The sequence below is a fragment of the Shewanella loihica PV-4 genome (assembly GCF_000016065.1).
Taxonomy (GTDB): domain Bacteria; phylum Pseudomonadota; class Gammaproteobacteria; order Enterobacterales; family Shewanellaceae; genus Shewanella; species Shewanella loihica.
The window spans coordinates 1670069-1692090 of the sequence record NC_009092.1 but is presented as its reverse complement, the minus strand read 5'-3'; the positions used below and the strand labels follow the sequence as shown (position 1 = coordinate 1692090).

Genomic DNA, 22022 nt, shown 5'->3' with positions numbered 1-22022 from the left:
CTATCCCCATCAAACATCCTCATTCTTAACCAAACTCTTAGTCAATGTTCTCACTGAAAAACAAGTCCTCTAAAAACCACAAAAGAGTGATAAGAAACATTTGGTTAGCATTTAACTTGGGATTCCCTTACACTCCTATTTAAGCGTGTCATTATCGATACAGGCCTAGCAAAAGGCTCAGAGTGCGGCCGATGAATGCCTATTAAGGGCGCCGGCAAAGAGCATCCGCTGTCGCAGTTCTGCCAGCATTTTCTGCATCAACTGCGTCGTCAATGAAAGATTAGGGAAGAAAGTAATTGATCAATAAGAATCACCTAGGGTTTGCCTTGCTACTGGGTCTACTGGGCTTGCTGGTCAACCTGGCACCTATTCCCCTGTTTGGAAACCAACAGCTGATCATTGGTAACCTCTTCTTCGTGATCGTGGCCATCTTCCTCGGCCCTTGGTATGCCCTGTTAACCTCGCTGCTTTGTGCCACCGGCCTCTATATCGCCTGGGACAGCTGGCACATGTTCCTGCTGTTCCCGTTAGAGGCGCTGTGGCTGGGCTATGCGCGGCGCAAAGAATTCTACACCCTGTATGCGGATATCACCTTCTGGCTCTTGCTGGGCATGCCGCTCTTCTATCTGTACGCCAACCTGGTGTTTCAGATGCCCAACAGCTACATGACCTTTATCACCCTCAAGCAGGGGATTAACGGCATGCTCTATACGGCGCTCGGCGCCATCTGTGTCACCATGCTGCCAAGCCAGCTGCATATCGACGGCAAGCTGATGAATAAGAAGCGCAAGAGCTTCAACGCCCAGCTCACCTACACCTTTACCCAGGTGTTGACCCTGGCCCTGCTGGTATCGGCGCTGATCTTCAACAACAACTCCATCGACCAACAGCAGCGGGATGTGAAGCTCAACCTGGAAGACTCGGCGGCCCACCTAGGCAAGGCCACCGAGAGCTTTATCGAGGGACATATCAGCGCCATAGACAACGCGGCGCGCTGGCTGAGCCTTTCTAACTATGATGCGGCCCAGTGGCAGAGCCTGTTATCTAAATTGCACCAGAGCTACCCGTTTTTTATCTCTATGCTGATAGCCGATGACAAGGGGCTTATCTCGGCGGCCAGCCCCATCTCACGCCTGGGCAAGGAGACAGTTCAAAACAAAGATCTCAGCATCAGCGACAGGCACTATTTTCAGGAGGCCTTCTACAATCAGCTGACCTTTATCTCCCCGGCCTTCCTCGGGCGGGGGTTTGGTACAGATCCCATAGTCGCCATCAGCGCGCCGCTCTATTCCAAGGACAACCCGGTCAGTCCCATAGGGATCATCGAAGGCTCGTTAAACCTTACCAAGTTCGCCAGTATCGATGAGCGCAACCGCGAGTTTCACGAGCAGGCCATGGTGCTTACCGACGAGAACGGCCTGGTGATCTACGCCTCTGAGATGCTCGACCTGGCACCATTGACCCCGCTTAAGGTCTCCACCTCGGGGCAGCGCTATCGCACCAGCCTGAACATGATCAACTTTCGCAATCTCGACAGCTTTAACCCTGAGTTCGCCTACGCCAAATATGTGCTGAAAAATGGCTGGTCACTCTATGTGGTGATGCCCTTCTCGCCGCTGGTGAAGCAGGTGGAGCAGCAGTACCTGACCACCTTCAGCCTGCTGTTTATTGCCTTCATCATCACCATCTTGCTGATCAAGGTGATCAGTAATCGCCTGACTCAGCCGCTTGAGACCATCGCCAAGAAATTTAGCCAATGGGGCATGGCCGAACATCAGGATGAGGCGATGGCAGACACCACGCCCCAGGAGATCTACGCCCTCTCCAGCAGCATTCAGAAGAGTAAACAGGAGCTGATCAGCTACCAGCTGGAGCTGGAGGAAAAGGTGGCAATGCGCACGGTTGAGCTGGAAGATGCCAACCTCAAGCTGCAGGCGCTGGCGGAGCGCGATGAGCTGACTCAGCTCTACAACCGCCGCTACGTGGAAAATCATTTCGGCAATATTCACGATATGTGCAAGCGCAGCTATGCGGCGCTGGCGTTCTGCATCATAGATATCGATCACTTTAAGAAGATCAACGACACCTATGGCCACCAGATAGGCGATAGCGCCCTGATCGCCCTGGCAGAACTGATGAAGCAGTTCTTTAAGCGGGACACGGATATTGTCTCTCGCTATGGCGGTGAAGAGTTTTTGGTGGTGCTGCCCCAGTGCAACGCCCTGCAGGTAGAGCAACACCTGAATCAGTTTAAGGAGCTGGTCGCCGAGCATCAGATAGAGGTGCCGGGCCAGGCAGCAATCAGCCTGACCGTGAGTATCGGCGCGGTGATCAGCAATGCCGGCTACATGAACGACATAGATCACTGGTTTAAGATGGCCGACCTTAACCTCTACGAGGCCAAGGAAAATGGCCGCAACCGAGTGATCTGCTCCCTGCTGTCAGCCGAAGATCAGCTAAGCTAACGACGGCTTTCACTTATGCAGTTTTAGCTCACGCGCTTTTAGCCCCTAGGCTTTTTAACTTAGGCTCATATAACTTGGTCTCTTTTACCGAGCCAAGCCTTCTGTTAACGAGCCTGGCCTTCTGTTAAAGACTCAAGCCTTGCCGCGTTGGCGACAGACTAGTTTGCAGGCGTAGAATTAGTCCCTTGGCGCGCCTGGATAAAGCTATCCACCCGCTCTAACAGATAAGGGAAGAAAGGATTCCATTTCTGCCTGAGCACCTCCGCTGCCGACACGCCCAGCACGCCGCGCTCCCCGCGGGTAGCCGCCGCACCAATCTGCACCCTGTGACTCCCCTTGACGAACGCCGTGCCATACAGGTTATCGCTCGCGGGATAAGGCAGGGCCACATGGGAGAGCGAGTAGATGCCCGCCGGCCAATTGAGCCCTAAGGGCTGATGAACAACCACTTTCCCAGGTCGATATCTGTTGGCCTCGACCTCGTCGAGGCTCTTTAGCGGCTCGTTCTGTGACGGCTTATGTTGTGACGGATCGCTTTGAGAAAGCACAGTTTGCGCAACCAACTCCTGCTCTCTCTCCTGATTCCGCTCCGGAACAGCTTGACGATTCTGCACCAGAGTTAGATCGAATCTTGGGGCATCGAGACTGAGTGAAGGCAACAAGGCAGTCAGCGGATCGCTCACCACTAGGGCCAGACTCAGGGGTTGGCGGTTGATATCAAACAGCACCAGCTGATGCTGTTTCGAAGGCAGACGCCCATAGAGATTGCTCACCACTGCCGGGGTCGAGACAGTAGCGTCGGCCACCGACTGAAAGGTTAAGATGTCGGCCAGCTCGGCCAATTGCTCCTGGGGCATCGCCTGCATCAGCTGTTGATTGCGCTCTGCCAGCTGATAGACCACATCGCCGGCATTGACGGCGAAGGAGTTGTATTTAAAGGGATCGTACTCGGTCTGAATCGAGTTCCAGCTCAGCTTCTCTAGCCCCAAAAGCCGCCCTAACCTGTCCTGCCACTTGGCACCGGCCGCCACCGGCGACAGACCTATGGCCGGCGAGAGGAAGATCATGCCGCGGTAACTCAGCGTCGAATTATGCGCGAGCCGCTCGAGCTCATGGTTTAACGCCAGCGCCGCGCCGGTAGAGAAGGCCACCACATAGAGCGGCTTATCGCCCATCTGCTGCTTAAGATGCTTGGTCGCCAGCTCCACCGCCCTGGCCATCTCCTGCCATTTAAGCTCCACCAAGCCAGAGGGTATGGTGCCGTGGCCCGGCAATCTTAGCCCCAGCAGGTGGGCACGCCCCTTAAAATGCTCGGCAAAGTGCGACAAGGCATAGGGTGAGTCTGACATGCCGTGCAGCAACAAGATGCCAAACTCGGCGTCTGGCTTGGCCCACTCATAGCTGCGATTCCAGGCCTTAGGCCAGTTGTCTGGATCGGCAAAGCTGCCATGCCAATAGCGATTGAGGGGCTGATCCAAGTGTTGGGTGCGGCGGTAGATCTTACTCTCTACTTCCTCGAACAGCTTGGCCTCCAGCGCCTGATAGGCAGGGAAATCGTCTACCTCGCTATCGAGGCGAAACTGATGCTCGAGCATGGTCGAATGCCAGATGGACAGGTCGGGACGGGCATTCAAAAACCAGACCCCAAAGGCGAGCGCGGCCGCGACAATGCCGAGACAGGCATAGGTGACGGCGATGGAAAGATGTTTTGTCGAGTGAATGAGCAGTGTTTTCATGAGAATGACCGCTAGGCTCCATGTGCGCGCTGATGCGCTGCAAGTCCGTTAACCATTAACATACACGGCTTTATTGCGTAAACTCCAGCCCCAAAGCCCAAGGAATAAAGATTATGCCTAAGAATGTGAAGCCCTTAGGGCAGGAATGCGCCAAGCGCTGCTTTTATCTGCCAACGCCTCCCCTTCTGCCTGCCGACTGGCAGCATGCCCAGCCAGCCGACTTAAATAAAGCTGACTCAGAAATAACTAGCTTAAATATAGGCAGTTTAGAGAGCCTGATCGCTCTCAACGGCAATAACTGGCGCAAGATCGTAGTGATCATGGCAAAACTGAGCGCGCCGGACGACGACTGGCGCGGCTACATGCACAAGCTATTACAGCACGACGAGCAGATACGTTTCGGCGCCGATGCCCTGTCATCCATGGCCTGCGAGCATTATGTCTGCGGCCAGCAGAGTGCCATCGCCCTAGGCTTAACGCCTTTAAGTGAGCCCAAGACCTTTACACACCAGCAAGATAACGATAATCAAATCTACCTGCTCCCCTATCTGGATTATCGCCAGTGTCCCAACGCCCTGATAGCGGATTTGCGTAAGCTTCGCGAATCGCTCACCGGTTAGCCCTCAAGCCCAACCGTCTCCAGTGCTCAAGGAGATAAAAAAGGATTTGCATCAGGCAGAGCGGCCTCACCAAAGAAAAAGGCGCCTAGGCGCCTTTATCGATTCTGTTTGCTATTTTTTATTTCGCAATGACAGATTCAGAGTCAGTCGTATAGCGTCGGGATAGGCTTACGCTTGTGCTGGGTCGCGTTGTAGATGGCGATTAGGCGCGCCTCGACCGCGGCGTCTACCGGCTTACCTTCGAGGAAATCATCAATCTGATCATAGGTCAGGCCCAGGGCGACCTCATCTTCGAGCTGTGGCTTGTCACACTCGAGATCCGCCGTCGGCGCCTTATCGACCAGCACGCTAGGTGCGCCCAGTGCCGCCGCCAGCTGACGCACCTGACGCTTGCTCAGACCAAACAGCGGCGCCAGATCGCATGCACCATCGCCCCACTTGGTATAGAAGCCGGTGATATTCTCGGCGCTGTGGTCGGTGCCCACGACCAGGCCACCGGTCAGGCCGGCAATCTCATACTGGGCGATCATACGCATTCTGGCCTTCACGTTACCCTTCACGAAATCGACATTGCTGTGGGGATGAGAGATGACGCCGGCCACTTCGAGGCCCGCCAGGGTTTGATGATGGATCCCTTCGACCCCTTCACCTATGTTAACCGTTACCAGCTTGCTGGGCTGAATGAACTGACAGGCCATCTGCGCCTCATCTTCATCCTTCTGCACCTTGAAGGGCAGACGCACCGCGATAAACTGATAACTGCCTTCATATTCGCCTTCGCTGTTCAGCTCATCCACTGCCAGCTGGCACAGACGGCCTGCCAGTGAGGAGTCTACCCCACCGCTGATCCCCAGCACTAGACTGGTGGCGCGCGCCTCTTTGAGTTTCGCTTTGATAAAGGCGATACGTCTTTGCACCTCATATTCCACCTCAATATGCGGCTGCACCTTCATTTCACGTATGATCTGTCCTTTCACTGGTCCGACTCCACTTAGGTTAACTGTCAGCATGATTCTAAGCTGACCATTATGAGCCAATTCCTCGGGAAATTCACGACCTAAGCTCACCCCAATCCAATAAATAGGTCGAGAGGCTGCAATTATTTACTAGTCAGGGGAAAACGCCCTGATCTACACTGGCTAATCAGACGATCGGAGGGTCCGGTCAGGAGTCAAGCGAAGCGAGATGATGGCTACAAGCGCGGTAGAGAAGATAGATTATTGGCAGGCGAGCATCTTGAAAGAGATGGAGCTTAGCCGCGCGCAATTTACCCATTTCGCCTTCGAGAAACATGTGCATCTGGACTACCACATAGGCGTGGTCTGCCATGGCGGCCAACGCTATCATCACAGGGGCAGCGAGTACCGCCTGACGCCGGGCAACATATCCACCCTCAATCCGGACGAGAGCCACAACGGCCAGAGTATCGCCGATGGCGGCTATGAGGCGCTGGTGATGTCTCTGCCCACCAGCTATGTGCAGCAGGTCGGCGGGGCGCTCAACCAGGGAGAGCTCTATTTCAGCACGCCTATCCTAGACGACCCTAAGCTGAGGGCCTATTTTATCCGCCTGCACAGGCAGCTGACCCTGCATCAGGCCAACATCACGCCGCTGGAGGCGGAGACCTTGCTGCTTGGTTTTATCAGCGAGCTGTTTTATCGCCATGGCAAGCTGCGTAACCTGCCGAGCTGTCAGGCCAGGTTAAGCGGTGCCCAGCTGGACAATATCAAACAGCAGTTCCACCAAGGGCTGGATCAGGAGTTCGAGCTGGAGCAGCTGGCGCTCTCCGTCGACTTGAGTAAGTTTCAATTCTTGCGTCAATTCAAGGCGGCCACCGGCATGACGCCCCACGCCTACCTGAAACGCCTGCGGCTGGAATATGCCAAGAAGGCGCTGATGCGGGGCGACAGCGCCATCAGCACCGCCTATGACTTAGGTTTCTTCGATCAGAGCCATTTCAATAAGGCGTTCAAGCGGGCGTTTTTGATCACTCCAGCCCATTTTCAGAAACGGGTCACGCCCTGATAGGTTAGCCCACAGGCAAAAACATCAGGCCTAAAAGCAAACGTGCAATATTTTACAATCCCGGCGCCGCGGATAGGCTTACTATGGCGACATCGATTTAAATTTAACGCGTGAGAGTTCAACACAGATGGAACTACAGCTGCAACTGCTTTTCTCATTGGCCGTCATACACACGGTCGCCCTGGCAAGCCCTGGCCCGGATTTCGCCCTGGTGGTCAGGCTGGCCGCCCAGGAGCACAGACGCACGGCGGTCGCCGCCGCGCTGGGCCTGGCGGTGGCCATCACGCTACACACATTGCTGAGCCTCACCGGGGTGAGCCTTATCATCAAGGGCTCCCCTAACCTCTTCATGGCGGTGCAGCTGATTGGCGCCAGCTACCTTGGCTGGATGGGCATAGGCGCGATACGCGCCGCCATCGCCCACTGGCGCGATGAGGCGCATCTGAATGCGGCAAGTGCGGCGGGTCGAGGGCTCGGCGCGGCTCAGGGCTTCATGCAGGGGGTCTCCACCAACCTGCTCAATCCCAAGGCGCTGGTATTTTTCATCACCCTATTCTCGACCCTGATCACCCCAGAGGTGACCCTGAGCACTAAGGTGGCCGCCACCGCCATGATGTTCGCCCTCTCTTTGGGGTGGTTTAGCCTGATAGCCCTGGTGCTCTCTCATCCCAAGATGCAGCTCAAAATGAAAAGAGCAACCCCAATGATCAACCTGTTGACCGGATTGCTCTTTATCTTCGTCGCCGGAGTGATCCTCACCGGCGCCCTCGCCCGTTAAAACCTTGACCGTTAAGCCCTCAGCCCTCAAGACAGCGGCGCCCGGGCTTACTCGGGTGAGGGTCTAGCTCAGCCCTGGCTGCGGATATAATCCAGCGCCGAGCTTACCGCCATCACCTGGGCCTGGATACAGTTTTCATCGTCCACCAACGGACTGTCTGGATAGACCTCGGTCGTGGTGTTGTATCTGGCATCGCTAAAGCCGCTGCACAGGCCCAGTGCCTTAGTCGCATAGTTGATCACCCCAAATTGAGTGATAGGCTCGCCGATTAATCGTCCCTGCTCATCGGCCGGGGCGATATGGGTCACCTTGCCCACGGCCGCTATGATGGCCGCCTGCATCTCATCGTTAGGGTTCTCGCTATCTCCCACCAGATAGAAACCGTCGGGAATATTCCAGTTAGTCTGCACCTTGGCATCTCTTGCGGCCAAGGCTGGACGAAACTCGCTGTTATCTGTGTCTGTGGTCTCATGCAGGTCGATATGCGCCATCAAGGGCAAGTTAAAGCTCGCCACCCACTGCATCAGGGCGCGGGACTCCTGAGCCGGGCTGTCGGCATAGAAGGAACGGTTTGGGTCAATCGCCTCGGGGTTCCAGCGATTGATGGTCTCGTAACCCCAAGGGCTGACACAGGGGGCCACCAGGATATTGAAATCCTGGCTGTACTCGGCGGCCTTGGCGATTAAGAAACGCAGCGCCCCTTGCACGCCACTGGTCTCGTAACCATGTACGCCGCCGGTAACTAAGATAGTGGGCTTTTCCTGATCCCAGTCGCGGGATTTAAAGCCATAGAGCGGATACTGACCCTCGGCATAGTTAAGCTCGCCATACTGCTGCGCCTCGAAGCTCTCGCTCACCTGGCTGAACTTGCTCAGCACTTCCTGCTCATAGGAGCGCTTCTTCTGCTGCGCGGCGCGCCACTTTGCTTTTTCCGCCTCGCCCCAAGGCTTACCCGCCTCACCAATCCAATAACCTTGTTGCTCTGTCATCTTATTTTCCATCTTGTTCTCTGCCTCGGCCAAGCCGCCCTTTGTTGGCGGGGCCACATTCCCCCATGATACCTAAACTCGGCGCGCCTGTGAGCAAGCTTAAGAAAATTCAACTCGCCAAGCTTTGTAAACCCAGCCTTGAACTTGCGGCCAAGGCGAAATTAAAGAGGCCAAGAGGGTCGCAAACCGATGCCCATAGGATAGGCAGGGCCGGGATTCTTTGTTAGGATCGCCGCCGAGGAGAGACGATGAAAATTTTTAGTTACCAGCCCCCGGCTATTCCCTGGCTCGACATACGCTACCAAGATCGCGACATTATCATAATCAACAAGCCATCTGGCCTGTTGTCTAATCCCGGCCGCGCCGCGGAGACCCATGACTGCGCCATCAACCGCCTGTTGCAGCGTTTTCCCGAAGCGATCCTGGTGCACAGGCTCGACTGCGCCACCTCTGGCATCATGGTATTCGCCCTCAACAAGAAGGCCGAGTCTCACCTCAAGACCCAGTTTCAAAACCGCACCACAGAAAAATATTATGTGGCCGAGGTCGAGGGCCTGATGGCCCAGGACAGTGGCAAGATAGAGTTGGCGATGAAGCCTGATAGCGAGCAACCGCCGCTACAGAAGATTGCCGAGGATGGCAAACCGGCGACCACCTATTTTGAGGTGCTGGAGCGACGCAGCAACAGCACTCTGGTGAAACTCAAGCCGATCACGGGGCGAACCCACCAGCTCAGGTTACACATGAAGGCGCTGGGCCACACCATACTGGGTGATGATTTCTATGGCGACGAAGCCATTATTGCCGCCGCGCCGCGTCTGCACCTGCATGCCGAGCACTTGAGCATCACTCATCCCTACAAGCAGACCAGACTGAGCTTCTCGAGTCTGCATCCCTTCTAAAGCCTTTGCTTTTCAGGAGGCGACTCTCAGGAGTAGTAAAGCTAGACACAAAAAAGGCGCCTATCTGGCGCCTTTCTTCTTAGCTTATGCCGCGCGTTTGGCGGTATAGAAGCATTCACTGCTGTTGCAAAATTGCAGGTTGTTGTCGTCGGAGAGCAGGAAATATTCGCCGAACAGGTTACCACCGAGATCTTCAAGCTTGAGACCATTATCGAGTCTAGTTGCCTGCATCTCATCAAAACTATGGCAACCATCGTTATACCAGGTCTCTAGAAACAGCTTATCGCCTTGACGATAAAGGGTGATCTTGTCGCCCAGAGAGGGGCGCTCATCTATCCACTGGCCAATAATTTCGCGTGTTTCCATATCTTGCTCCTGCCAACGTAAACGTTTGCGCTTTTCGACAACCGACATTTCGATAACTTGAAGTAATGACTGTGAACCGTTAGCACTGGCATTGCCTAACATTACCCTAAGCTCAGAACTCATATTTATTTAACCTCTAAATTACCGCAAATGTTACAACATTGTGAAAAAGCAACCATAAACCAACAAGTTAAATCGACTTGTCGTCTCCTTTGTGTGAAATTGTAACCTAGAGCGGAAATAAAAACGCGATCTAAATCACTTTTAATGCATTATTTAAGTAAAGTGTAATACAAATTTTTTTCAACACGCCAAAGCCGTCACTCTCTAAATCTTATCGGCCGCATCGGCTCATGCCATGAGGCCTAAATCGGCCAAAACACAAATCCAGGCACAAAGTACCAGCACGAAATCTAGTCACGAAATCTAGTCACGAAATCCTGTTATAAAAACCGGGCGCAAAAAAGGAGCCAAGCGGCTCCTTCTCAATTCGAAAACTTATTACTCTGACTAACGCAGGCTTAAATCTCCGCCTGACGCTCGGCCGCCTCACAGGCCGCCGCGGTAAAGAGCACGTCGGTGGAGCTGTTGAGGGCGGTCTCCGCCGAGTCTTGAATCACGCCAATGATGAAGCCCACGGCAACCACCTGCATGGCGACATCATTAGAGATACCAAACAGGCTACAGGCCAGCGGGATAAGCAGCAGCGAGCCACCGGCCACACCAGAGGCGCCACAGGCCGAAACCGCCGCTACCACACTCAGCAGAATCGCGGTCAGGATATCGACCTGGATCCCTTCTGTGTGCACCGCCGCCAGAGTCAATACGGTAATAGTGATCGCCGCGCCCGCCATGTTGATGGTCGCCCCTAGTGGGATAGATACCGAGAAAGTATCTTCATGCAGATCCAGCTTCTCACACAGAGCCATGTTCACCGGGATGTTGGCCGCGCTCGAGCGGGTAAAGAAGGCGGTCACGCCGCTCTCTCTGAGGCAGGTAAATACCAGCGGATAAGGGTTACGGCGGATCTTAAACCAGACGATAAGCGGGTTGATGATAAGCGCGATGATCAGCATAGAACCCAGCAGCACGGCAAGCAGCTGAGCATAGCCGGCAATCGCCTCGAAACCGGTTGCGGCGAAGGTGTTAGCCACCAAACCGAAGATGCCGATAGGCGCCAGACGGATCACGAAACGCACCATCTGAGAGACACCGTGGCTCACATCGGCAAATACCGTCTTAGTGTTCTCAGAGGCGTGATGCAGGGCGATGCCTAGGCCAACACCCCAGGCCAGGATGCCAATATAGTTACCCGTCATCAGGGCATTAACCGGGTTATCGACCACCTTGAAGAGCAAGGTATTGAGGACTTCGCCAATCCCCTCCGGCGGCGTCGCACCTTGGGCACCGCTCACCAGCACCAAAGAGGTGGGGAAGAGGAAGCTCATGGTCACTGCGGTGATCGCCGCGGCAAAGGTACCAAACAGATAGAGGACTATGATAGGTCGCATGTTGGTCTTGGTATTTTTCTTCTGATTGGCTATCGAGGCCGCCACCAGAATAAACACTAAGATCGGCGCAATCGCCTTTAGCGCGCCGACAAACAGATCACCTAGAAAGGCGACACTCTCTGCCGAGGAAGGTGAAAAACTCGCCAGGGCTACCCCGGCAATGATCCCCAAGATAATTTGCAGCACTAAGCTGCCATCTGCCAACTTGGCAAATAAGGAACGATTTTGATTCATTGATTGACCTATCATTATAATTAATTGAATTTAACCTTTGCTCATCGCCGTCAACGTTCGCTGAGCAGAACAGCTTTCTTTATGTTATTTATCGTCTCTCGCCTTGGTCACGCATGGCCGTTATGACCGAAACGTACTAAGGATGAGAGTAAAAGCTGGTGTCAAACACAGGATCTGGCCCAAGGTTAAACTTCCTTCATCCTGTGTTTTATAGAAACTCCCCCGTCTTGTCTAGCAAACCGCTCGATTTCGCTTTAGATATTACCCACTAGCATCATAAAGATAACAAAAATCTAATCTTTAACTGGCCTGGTGCCGCTTGGCGCCCCTGAGCATGGCGTCGATCAGCTCGTGGGCGTCGAATTTGGTCAGCGCCTCGTTGGCACCTACCTGATGGGCCTGACTCACGCTGATCTCACTCGAGAGCGAGGTGTGCAAGATGATATAGGCGTCGGCCAAGGCAGGCGTGTTCTTCACCTCGAACGCCAACTCGTAGCCGTCGAGCCCCGGCATCTCGATGTCGCTCACCAGCAGATCCACCGGCCTTCCCTCCTTGGCGGCCTCCTCCATGATGGAGAGCGCGTCTCTGCCATCTGAGGTCACCAGATAGGGAATATTGATGCTGTCCAGCGCGTCGCTAAGCTGCTTGCGCGCCACCATGGAATCGTCCACCAGCAAGATATTGAGCGGCTTTAAGATCTCCCGCTGCACATCTGTCAGTATCGCCCGGGTGGTATCTGGGCTGGCGGGGAAGATCTTGGACAATAACAGCTCCACATCCAGCAACTGCACTAACTTGTCATCGACCCGAGTCACCCCGGTGAGAAAGGCATTCTTGCCCAGGTTATCCGGCGGCGACTCGATATCCCGCCAGTTACACTCGATGATCTTATCTATGCTGCGCACCAGAAACCCCATCACCATGCGCTGACAATCTGTGATGATGATATAGGCGTTGGCGCACTCTTCGGGCGTGATGGGCGCATAGCCCACGGCCGCGGCCATGTCTATGATGGGAATGGTGTGGCCCCTGACGGTCGCGGCGCCCAAAATAGCGGGATGAGACTGAGGGATGGCGCTGAGTTTTGAGAAGGGAACCAGTTCACGGATCTTGAGTGTGCCGAGGGCAAACAACTGAGTATGGGACAAGCGGAACAATAATAGGCCTTGAGATTGGCTCGCCTTACTTTTCATATTCTTACCGACACGTAAATGCTTAATTAGCGATAAGTTTAACCCTAGCATAGCCAGATTAAATTGACGATGCTCAAGCCTTGATAAATTGGCCTTACAACTGTGACTCTATCGGCAGCAGACCGATAAAATCGGCCATGAAACGACGCCAGAAGCTGGCATCCGGGTCGGCATAATAGACTTGGCCCTTAAGATCGTCATGCCAGATCAGCTCGCCATCGTTAAGATCCAAGCGGTAGCTGCTGCGCTTGAGGGACTTTTGAATCTCATCCACTAATTCGCCGGCAAACTCACTCTGGTCGACAATCAGCCCCATCTCAGTGTTGATCCAGGCCGATCTGGGGTCGAAATTAAAGGAGCCGACAAACACAGACGCCCTGTCCAGCACAAAGGTCTTGGCATGCAAGCTGGTGCGCGAACTGCCCTTCCAGGCGCTGGGACGGTTGTTGATATCTACCTTAACCTCATACAGGGCGATGCCGTTTTCCAGCAACCGCTCGCGATAAGCCTTGTAGCCTGCATGCACTGCCAACACATCGGTGGCCGCCAGGCTATTGGTGATAATGGTGATCTTGATCCCCTGCTTAGCCGCGTCTATCAAGGCCTGACAGCCGCCGTCGGTAGGCACAAAGTAAGGCGAGACGATGAGTACTTCCTTGCGCGCCTTGCCCAGGAATTGGCTAAGGTCAGTTAGCAACCACTCCTGATGGCCCTGCCTGCTCGCCTTCTGGGGCGGATCGTACAGTAGCTGCGCATCGCCCCAATACCAGGCGAGCCCCTTGGAGGTGATCTGTGTCAGCAGCTCGCTCAGCTCGAGGCGATTAAGGTACTCATCGTGGAGGAAGTTCTGCTTGTTTCTGGCCATGATCTTGGCCGCCTCTTTGTACATCTCACTGGTCGGTGGCGGCACCAGGTTGACCACGCTCTCGACCTGCTCGCTGTTCCAGTAGCGGTCGAATTGATCCGATACCTCATCGACCACATCGCCTATGGTCAGGAGGTCGAAGTCGCCAAAATCCACATCGTCATTCTTGGAGAAATACTCATTGCCTATGTTGCGCCCGCCGACAATGGTTATCTGATTGTCCACAGTAAGGGATTTATTGTGCATCCTGTGATTGAGGCGGGAGAAGCCGGTCAACATGGCGAAGCTGCGAAAGGTGCGCTCATAGGAGGGATTAAACAGGCGTATCTCGATATTGGGGTGACTGGCCAGCAGCACCAGCCCATCATCCAGGGTCTTGGTGGTGAGGTCATCGAGTAACACCCTCACCCGCACACCACGATCGGCGGCGTCGATCAAGTGCCAGATCAGCAGACGGCCGGTTTCATCGTCGTGATAGATGTAGTATTGCAGATCTATGCTCTGACTGGCCGCATCGACTATCGCCAGGCGGGCCACGAAGGCATCGACACCGGATGAGAGAGGCAGAAAGCCCGTCTTGTTTGGATGCGCCTTGAGGTCGCCTTCGAGGTAACGATACAGGCCAGAATCGGTCGGCGCAGCCAGCTTGTGGCTGGGGGTAAGTTGCTGGGGTGGCGGTAAACTGCTGCAGGCCGACACTAGGCTCAGGGTCAAGGCCAGAGTCATCAACTTCGAGGGCAAAGCCATCAACTTTGAGGCCAATCGCATCATGCTTTTGCTTACCACAGAGAGGTTCATCACTTACCCTAACACCATGAATTTATACGCCTAGTCACTAACATAGGCGTTAGCCTTACTCCTGTAAAGCGTATAAGACGTCATAGACGAATTGATCCCAGCCCTCGGCGCTAAAGGCGATATCACGCACCGCCCTCACCTGGCTCACCGCATGTAGCGGCGCGGCACCATTCTCCATCAGGTAGTAGGCCATCAAGAGCCCGGTCCTGTCTTTGCCAGAGCGGCAATGGATCATCACAGGCAGGCCATCGGCCTCACACTGACGAATAAAGGCCAGCGCCTTGGGCAGCTGAGCCACGCAGTGCGCCTCGTCGCCCTCCATGGGGGGAATATTGCCCGATAGCGGAATACAGGCGTAGCGCAGCGCCAACCGCGCCATCTCATCAGGATCACAGAGATCGCCGCCATTGACCGAGAGTATAGCGCCGACGCCCTGCGCCTTGAGTTCACTCAGATCCCAAGGCACCAGGTTGGGGCCACAACGACCGGCAAGTTCGCCTTCGACTAACCAAAAAAGCTGCTGCATCTCTGTTTCACTCTGTTAGATAAACGCGCCCTACTATGAGGGACGCTTCCAGATCGCGTCATTGATCTTGGGTAACTTTTTACGTTTTTTCTTACCCGTGCCTTCGGGTTTCGCCATAGGCTTATCCTGACGTGATGGACAATCCAGCGGCGCCTCGGCGTCGGCCTCGAAGCCAGGATACTGCTCCCTTGGCAGGCGCAGCTTGTTCTTCTTCTCGATCACCTTGAAATGATGATACTCGTCGTGGCTGATGAGAGAGATGGCCTCACCTGTCTCACCGGCGCGGCCACTACGACCGATACGGTGCAGATAGTCGGCGGGGCTTCTTGGCAATTCGAAGTTGATCACCACGGGTAGCTTGTCGATGTCGATGCCACGGGCCGCGATGTCGGTAGCGATCAGCACGGTAATTTCACCGTTCTTGAAGCCATCGAGCACACGACTACGGGCGCCCTGGGCCTTGTCACCATGGAAGACCTGGGCGCTGATGCCGCGCTTCTCCAGCTTCTGCGCTAAATGATCGCAGCTGCGCTTGGCGCTGGCGAATACCAGCACCTGTCGCCACTGACGCACCTTGATAAGCTCGGCAAGCAGCGCCGTCTTGTTGCTACGGTTAACGGTGTAGACGCGCTGCTCGATATCTGCGCTCTGCGCCTCCTGCATCTGGATCTCGACAGGGTCGGTCAGCAGCTTGGCGGTGAGGCTAAGCACCTCTTCGGGGAAGGTTGCCGAGAACAGCAGGGTCTGTTTTTGGTCGGGCAGTTGTTTGAGGATCTCACCGAGCTCCTCGGTGAAGCCCAGATTTAACATGCGATCGGCTTCGTCGAGCACTAAGGCCTTGAGCTGAGAGAGCTTAACGGCATTGCTGCCGAGCAGGTCCAGCAGACGGCCCGGGGTCGCCACCAGAATATCGGCGCCGCCACGCAGGGCCAACATCTGGCTGTTCACCGAGACGCCACCAAACACGGCGATTACCTTGGCTCTTGGCGCAAGCTCGGCGCCATAGCTGATGAAGCTGTCGGCCACCTGCTGGGCAAGCTCACGGGTCGGCACCAACACCAGGGCGCCAACATGATTGCCGCCACCGGCTCTCTGTCCCACCAGCTTCTGCAACAAGGGCAGCGCGAAGGCAGCGGTCTTACCCGAACCTGTCTTGGCACCGGCCAGCAGATCGCGACCGGCCAAGATGGCGGGGATCGCCTTGGCCTGAATCGGCGTGGCCTGCTGATAACCGAGATGATGCAGTCTGGCCTGTAGCGCCTTGACCAGATTTAACTGACTAAAATCGGTCGTCGACAGCGACAGGGCCGATGGCGCAGAGGGCTCAAGAGCAGATGGGTCGAGCGCATTAGTTGTCATGATAAGATTTAGCTAACCGTACAAAATAGAGCCGCGCATTGTACCTAAATTTACTGCCAAACACCTAATCTTTACTGCCTAATCGACTTAGGCATCAATCTTATCTTAGATCGCTTATAGGCTTTCGCCCACGGCCTCGGCCTCCAGGGCCAAAAGCTGCTGCTTAATCCCCAGGCCATAGGCGTAACCCGTCAGCGCCCCACCCTTGCCTATGATACGATGACAGGGAATGATAATGGCGATTCGGTTAGCGCCGTTGGCGCTGCCCACCGCCCGCACCGCCTTGGGATTATCAATCGCGCTGGCGATATCCGAATAGCTCGCCGCATCGCCGAAGGGATGAGCGAGCAGCGCCTGCCACACCTGATGCTGAAACGGCGTGCCTACCGGCGCCAAGGCCAGGCTAAAGGCGGTCAGCTTACCGGCAAAATAGGCGGATAACTCACGCTCGGCCTGGTCGAGATGTGCCTCGGCCTGCTCCAGCGCCTGCCGATCGCGCGCGACCAAGGTGACTTCCCGTGCGGCAAAGTCGTCATCTTGCCCGGGCAGAAAGCTCAGGTGCGACAGACCAAACTGATTGGCCGCCAGACTCACCTTTCCCAGCGGCGTATCTATGACTCGCTCGGCAAGCGCCTGATAGCCGCTTAATCCGGCGTCCCGGCTTAGGGGAATGTACTCAAGCACTGAGGTCTTTTGATTCATTTTATATTCCCTAGTTTACTTCTAGATTCATTAGGTTATTTCTAAATGCATTGTGGCGGCTTTCTCTACTGCCGATTCCAGAGCTGCAGGGTGAGATAACTGCCCCAGGGGGCGACCTGCCGTAGCACGGCTTGGCTGAGCGCCTGATATTGTGCCTGCGCCCGCTTCTTCGCCGCCTTGGGATCTTCGTCTTCAGCAGGCTCACCATCACAACTGGACGGCTCGGGTCGCAGGTTCACCAGCAGTTGCTGTTTGACCACGAGATCGCCAACCAGCAGCACGTCTGGCAGGCTCAGGCCCCGCAGGCGCACATAATCCAAAGTCCAGGGGCCTATCCCCTTGATCTGTAGCCAGTCGTCTATTTCCGACTCGGGGTTAGCCATCACAAAGGCCGCCAGGGCACGAATCGCCTCTTTTCTGATCCCCGGCATCTTAAGCCCATCCAGGCTGGCATCCACTAGCGCCGCAGGAGTCGGGAACAGACGCACCGTTTTTTCATTTAGGCTAATCGTCTCGCCATGATCGGCCACCAGTTGCCCCAAGAGCTTGATCGCCTGGGTCACACTCACCTGCTGACCTAAGATGGCGCGGCAAGCCGCCTCGAAAGGCGACCAGACGCCGGGCAGACGCAGGCCAGGCGATACCTGAGGCAGAGCCTTACCCAGCGCTTGCAGCTTATCGCCTATGGTGAGCATGTCGGCGTCGAGATCCAGAATGCGACGAATATGACTGATGATCCCCTTGAGCTGGCTGAGTGAGTCCGCCTCGGCGAGATGAATGGTGACATGAAAGCAGGCCTCTTGCTCACTATGGACTGCGCAGAAATAGCCCTTGGCGGCGCCGAGCACGAAGCTGCGGCCATAGCTCTGTTCATCTAGCCACTCCATCTCGGGCACGGCGCGCTGTGCGAAGAAGCTGCGCAGGTGTTGCCAATCATAGGGCGGACGATAAGCAAGCTTGAGTGTCAGGCCCTGGACGGGCAGCGACGGCTGGCCCGTGGCCTTACGGATCTCACTCGGGGTCAACTGCAGCTGCTGGCGAAAGATCTCGTTGAAGCGCCTCACGCTGTTAAACCCGGCGGCATAGGCCACCTGAGTGATCGGCATCTTGGTCTGATGCAGCAACTGTTTGGCAAACATCAGCTGTTGATACAGGGCATATTGCTTGGGCGAGGTGCCCAGGCTGTCGTGAAACAGTTGCCTCAGGTAACGCTCGCTGATCCCTAATCGCTCGGCGAGCCCAGTCATAGGGATCGCCTGGGGGCCGCACAAGACGCCGGCGTCGATGAGACTCATGGCGCGATTCAGGCTGGTCTGTTTACCAAGCCAGGGATTTGAGCCCGGCGCGCTGTCCGGGCGACAACGCAGACAGGGCCTCAGGCCAGCCTGAGCCGCCGACAGGGCATCGTCGAAATACCTCACATTGGCCTCCTTGGCAGGCACCGCCGGGCAGATAGGACGACAAAAGATGCCGGTGGAGAAGACGCCGACGAAGAACAGGCCATCGAATCTGGCGTCCCGTGACAGACGCGCGGTGCGATACTGCTCCGCCTTGGGATGCTGCGCCTCAGCCTGCATGGCTTTGCACGCTTTTGCACTAGACTCTTGTGTTTGCTGGCTCACTTGAAGATGACTCGTTTTGCTTTGATAAGGCCACTCTAATGCAGCCAGGGTTTGGATACTAGCGGAAAACGGCACTCAAGGTGAGAATAACTATCTAAGCAACAATTCGTCGCACTCGGATGACGCCTGCTATATGATGATTGATAACGATCAGATCGACTATCATCCTAATAAGCCTAAATTTTATAAGGACTTAAATGTTTAAGCGTTTCGAATCATGGGTTTCCGCCCTACCCGACCAGGAAGCGGTACAGCCGCCCCGTGGGATCTACCGGTTTTGCAGGCATTACACGCGCGGCTTCGAGTTGCCGCTCGCATTAATGTCGATACTGACTGCGCTGCTGGCGATCCTCGAGGTCTCACTGTTTGCGTTTATGGGCGACCTGGTGGATCTGCTCGCCAGCCACAGCCCAGAGACCTTGTTTGCCGAGCAGGGTGATAAGTTACTGCTGATGGCCGTCTTGGTGCTCGTGGTGATCCCTGTGCTGGTGTTGCTGCACGCCCTGGTGATCTACCAAGGACTCCTGGGTAACTACCCCATGTCAATCCGCTGGCTCGCCCACAGGTATCTGCTTAAACAGAGCATCGCCTTCTATCAGAACGATTTTGCCGGGCGCATCGCCACCAAGGTGATGCAGACCTCTCTGGCAGTGCGTGAGACGGTCACTAAGCTGCTGGATGTCTTAGTCTATATTCTGGTCTATTTCCTCTCCATGCTGGTGATCATCGCCGATGCCGACCTGCGCCTCATGCTGCCTATGCTGGTCTGGCTGATGATCTATGTGGGGCTGCAATTTTACTACCTGCCTAAGCTGAAACAGGTCTCGACCGAACAGGCCGACGCCCGCTCCACCATGACGGGACGCATTGTCGACAGCTACACTAACATCGCCACTGTGAAGCTGTTTTCTCACACCCAGAAAGAGGCTCAATATGCCAAGGAGAGCATGACAGGCTTCCTCGATACGGTTTATCGCCAGATGCGTCTGGTAACCGGCATCAACGTCAGCGTGCAGGTGATTAATTACTTACTCGCCTTCAGCGTTGCCGCCGTCTCCATCTGGCTGTGGCGCGACAACGCCATCACCATAGGTGCCATAGCCGTGGCGGTCAGTCTCTCTCTCAGGCTCAACGGCATGTCCCAATGGATCATGTGGGAGATCAGCTCACTATTTGAAAATATCGGCACGGTCGCCGACGGCATGAACACCCTGTCGCGCCCCACCAGTGTGCAGGACAGCGACAACGCCAGCCAGCTAACCGTATCAAAGGGCGAGATCGCCTTTAACCGGGTCAGCTTCCACTACGGCGAGGCCAGCGGCGTTATTGAAGATCTCGATCTCAAGATAAAACCCGGCGAGAAGGTCGGCCTGGTGGGCCGCTCGGGCGCCGGTAAGTCCACCCTGGTGAACCTGCTGATGCGTTTTCACGACGTGGAACAAGGCAGCATCACCATAGATGGGCAGAACATTCGCGAAGTGGAACAAGACTCGCTGCGGGCCAACATAGGCATGGTGACTCAGGATACCTCTCTGCTGCATCGCTCCATTCGCGACAATATACGCTACGGCAAGCCGGATGCGAGCGAGGAAGAGCTGGAAAATGCGATCCGCCAGGCCCAAGCCTACGAATTTATTCAAGGACTTAGCGATCCAGAGGGCAATCATGGGCTCGATGCTCAGGTGGGCGAGCGTGGCGTGAAACTGTCAGGCGGTCAGCGCCAGCGTATCGCTATCGCACGAGTACTGCTAAAGAACGCCCCTATTCTCTTGCTGGACGAGGCAACCTCGGCGCTGGACTCTGAGATAGAGGCCGCCATTCAGGAGAGTCTCTATCAACTGATGGAGGGCAAGACGGTGATAGCCATCGCCCACCGCCTGTCGACCATTGCCGCCATGGACAGATTGATCGTGTTAGATCAGGGAAAAATCGTCGAGCAAGGCACACACCAGGAACTGATCAAACAGGGTGGGATCTACGCCCAGCTCTGGGCCCATCAGACAGGTGGCTTCCTCGGCATAGAGTAACTAAGTCTACCAAGCACTAATCCATCGACTGGCCTAGCCGCCATTTCTGCACGCTGTGCCAGTCGATACGCTTCTCGGGCTTACCGCCTGATGCTTTTAATCACATTATCAGCCTATAAAACGGCAACCTCTATCACTTGTTCGGAAACCATGCCGGCTCGGTAAAGACCCAGTCGTTGTCTTTAACCGGTGTATGGCAGCTGATACAGACCTGCATGCCGCCCTCAAATGGGGTCTGCTCCTCCCCTACCCAACGCGCCCAGCCCCAGCCATAGGTGTCGGCATACTTTACCGAGTCTTTAAACATAAACTCAGCATGGACGAAAGCCTTGGGGCCTATCGCCTGCGGCCAATGGGTTAATTCGCCCGCCTTCCACACTACCTTCGCAAAGATGGCGCCATCTGGCCAAGGCATATGATTGCCACTACGGGCCGCATTAACCGCAATCTCGTTACCCAGGATGGCCCTGACCGTGTTGTTATCGGTGCGATGGGACACGGCAATACTCGACCAGGTTTGCCAGCCTTGAGGATAGGCGATCTGATGGGACGGCAAAGGTGTCGAATCCTCTGCATAACTTACTGATGAAATTAATGAAATTGCTGTTAACAGCAGAAAAAGGGATCTCTTCATGGTCTGACTCACTCTGTTGCCCAAATACACTAGTCACTCGCCTAGCAGTTAGTTTTGTCAGTGTAGACGCAATAGATGAGCTTTGCCGAAGGGTAGGATTTTCTCATCAATGAGGACTTCAGCATCTATGAAGAAGAGCTCTCCCTTGGTTGGAGAAAGCTGAAGTAAGACAAAAACTTAATGACAGAGAATCAAATGGGCGAACCTAAATTGAGAGCCCCAAATGAAACAGACAATACTGGAAACAAACTTAAGTGAGAACAGACTGAAATGTGAATAAACTACAGATGAAAAAAAACCACCCTATTGGGTGGTCTTTTCCGCGTAACTAAACGCTTATTTGGTGGAGCCTAGCGGGATCGAACCGCTGACCTCAACACTGCCAGTGTTGCGCTCTCCCAGCTGAGCTAAGGCCCCGAAACTGATTGTGACTATACAGTAAAACCTGAACAAACACAACATCTTATTTCAAAGTTTCTCAAAATAAGTTGTGGTATCCCATAGGGGATTCGAACCCCTGTTACCGCCGTGAAAGGGCGGTGTCCTAGGCCTCTAGACGAATGGGACGCCGGTCTTACATTTAGACTCCGTAAGGGAGTGAATACTCGTTGAAACCAGTAGGCCATCTCATAAGAGAAATGCTTCAACGCTATCGAATCGTCAACTTCG

The 22022-nt window shown here is 54.9% G+C and carries 18 protein-coding genes and 2 tRNA genes; 6 read left to right on the top strand and 14 right to left on the bottom strand.

Translation table 11 applies throughout. The features are described from left to right. The first annotated feature begins 296 nt into the window (after window positions 1-296). Window positions 297-2465, top strand: coding sequence for a sensor domain-containing diguanylate cyclase (locus SHEW_RS07590; RefSeq protein WP_011865266.1), 2169 nt, complete (start codon window positions 297-299; stop codon window positions 2463-2465). A gap of 158 nt (window positions 2466-2623) precedes the next feature. Here the strand turns inward: SHEW_RS07590 and SHEW_RS07585 are convergent, their stop codons facing one another. Beyond that, complete coding sequence (locus SHEW_RS07585; protein ID WP_011865265.1) at window positions 2624-4201, bottom strand: alpha/beta hydrolase; 1578 nt, start codon at window positions 4199-4201, stop codon at window positions 2624-2626. A 113-nt stretch (window positions 4202-4314) separates the two neighbouring features. Between SHEW_RS07585 and SHEW_RS07580 the strand changes: the two genes are divergently transcribed. Then, window positions 4315-4821: a DUF6942 family protein gene (locus SHEW_RS07580; protein ID WP_011865264.1), complete on the top strand. Its 507-nt coding sequence runs from the start codon at window positions 4315-4317 to the stop codon at window positions 4819-4821. A 143-nt stretch (window positions 4822-4964) separates the two neighbouring features. Here the strand turns inward: SHEW_RS07580 and nadE are convergent, their stop codons facing one another. After that, window positions 4965-5798, bottom strand: coding sequence for an NAD(+) synthase (gene nadE / locus SHEW_RS07575; RefSeq protein ID WP_086023616.1), 834 nt, complete (start codon window positions 5796-5798; stop codon window positions 4965-4967). 208 nt (window positions 5799-6006) lie between these two features. On the opposite strand from nadE, the gene SHEW_RS07570 reads away from it, so the two are divergent. Continuing rightward, complete coding sequence (locus tag SHEW_RS07570) at window positions 6007-6846, top strand: AraC family transcriptional regulator (RefSeq protein ID WP_011865262.1); 840 nt, start codon at window positions 6007-6009, stop codon at window positions 6844-6846. 127 nt (window positions 6847-6973) lie between these two features. Beyond that, on the top strand, window positions 6974-7624 hold the full coding sequence (locus SHEW_RS07565) for a LysE family translocator (RefSeq protein ID WP_011865261.1): 651 nt from the start codon (window positions 6974-6976) through the stop codon (window positions 7622-7624). A 68-nt stretch (window positions 7625-7692) separates the two neighbouring features. Here the strand turns inward: SHEW_RS07565 and SHEW_RS07560 are convergent, their stop codons facing one another. Next, on the bottom strand, window positions 7693-8613 hold the full coding sequence (locus SHEW_RS07560) for a M14 family metallopeptidase (protein WP_041407067.1): 921 nt from the start codon (window positions 8611-8613) through the stop codon (window positions 7693-7695). A gap of 248 nt (window positions 8614-8861) precedes the next feature. On the opposite strand from SHEW_RS07560, the gene SHEW_RS07555 reads away from it, so the two are divergent. Beyond that, window positions 8862-9515: an RluA family pseudouridine synthase gene (locus tag SHEW_RS07555; protein WP_011865259.1), complete on the top strand. Its 654-nt coding sequence runs from the start codon at window positions 8862-8864 to the stop codon at window positions 9513-9515. Between the two features lie 84 nt (window positions 9516-9599). Here the strand turns inward: SHEW_RS07555 and SHEW_RS07550 are convergent, their stop codons facing one another. The 8 genes from SHEW_RS07550 to SHEW_RS07515 all read right to left on the bottom strand — a co-directional run bounded on the left by SHEW_RS07550 (window position 9600) and on the right by SHEW_RS07515 (window position 18647). Continuing rightward, window positions 9600-10004: a hypothetical protein gene (locus SHEW_RS07550; RefSeq protein ID WP_011865258.1), complete on the bottom strand. Its 405-nt coding sequence runs from the start codon at window positions 10002-10004 to the stop codon at window positions 9600-9602. A gap of 398 nt (window positions 10005-10402) precedes the next feature. Next, the gene (gene sstT, locus SHEW_RS07545; RefSeq protein WP_011865257.1) at window positions 10403-11626 is read right to left on the bottom strand and encodes a serine/threonine transporter SstT; all 1224 of its coding nucleotides are present in this window, start codon (window positions 11624-11626) and stop codon (window positions 10403-10405) included. Window positions 11627-11926: 300 nt separating this feature from the next. Then, window positions 11927-12820 (bottom strand): chemotaxis protein CheV, encoded by an 894-nt coding sequence (locus tag SHEW_RS07540; protein ID WP_041406563.1) that lies wholly within the window; start codon window positions 12818-12820, stop codon window positions 11927-11929. A 94-nt stretch (window positions 12821-12914) separates the two neighbouring features. Further along, a complete protein-coding gene (locus SHEW_RS07535) occupies window positions 12915-14456 on the bottom strand; it encodes a phospholipase D family protein (RefSeq protein WP_041407065.1) in 1542 nt (513 codons plus the stop codon). An 82-nt stretch (window positions 14457-14538) separates the two neighbouring features. After that, entirely contained in the window at window positions 14539-15009 is a 471-nt protein-coding gene (locus SHEW_RS07530) for a dual specificity protein phosphatase family protein (RefSeq protein ID WP_011865254.1), read from the bottom strand. Between the two features lie 33 nt (window positions 15010-15042). After that, window positions 15043-16368, bottom strand: a complete 1326-nt coding sequence (locus SHEW_RS07525; RefSeq protein WP_011865253.1) for a DEAD/DEAH box helicase — start codon at window positions 16366-16368, stop codon at window positions 15043-15045. 114 nt (window positions 16369-16482) lie between these two features. Continuing rightward, window positions 16483-17070, bottom strand: coding sequence for a methylated-DNA--[protein]-cysteine S-methyltransferase (locus SHEW_RS07520; protein WP_011865252.1), 588 nt, complete (start codon window positions 17068-17070; stop codon window positions 16483-16485). A gap of 65 nt (window positions 17071-17135) precedes the next feature. Further along, complete coding sequence (locus tag SHEW_RS07515; RefSeq protein WP_011865251.1) at window positions 17136-18647, bottom strand: DNA-3-methyladenine glycosylase 2 family protein; 1512 nt, start codon at window positions 18645-18647, stop codon at window positions 17136-17138. Window positions 18648-18889: 242 nt separating this feature from the next. On the opposite strand from SHEW_RS07515, the gene SHEW_RS07510 reads away from it, so the two are divergent. Beyond that, window positions 18890-20719, top strand: a complete 1830-nt coding sequence (locus SHEW_RS07510; RefSeq protein WP_011865250.1) for an ABC transporter ATP-binding protein — start codon at window positions 18890-18892, stop codon at window positions 20717-20719. 133 nt (window positions 20720-20852) lie between these two features. Here SHEW_RS07510 and SHEW_RS07505 read toward each other — a convergent pair whose 3' ends face one another. The 3 genes from SHEW_RS07505 to SHEW_RS07495 form a co-directional block, all read right to left on the bottom strand. Then, window positions 20853-21275: a cytochrome P460 family protein gene (locus tag SHEW_RS07505; RefSeq protein WP_223294774.1), complete on the bottom strand. Its 423-nt coding sequence runs from the start codon at window positions 21273-21275 to the stop codon at window positions 20853-20855. A gap of 419 nt (window positions 21276-21694) precedes the next feature. Continuing rightward, a tRNA-Ala gene (locus SHEW_RS07500) sits at window positions 21695-21770 on the bottom strand. Between the two features lie 74 nt (window positions 21771-21844). Next, window positions 21845-21920, bottom strand: a tRNA-Glu gene (locus SHEW_RS07495). Window positions 21921-22022 lie beyond the last annotated feature (102 nt).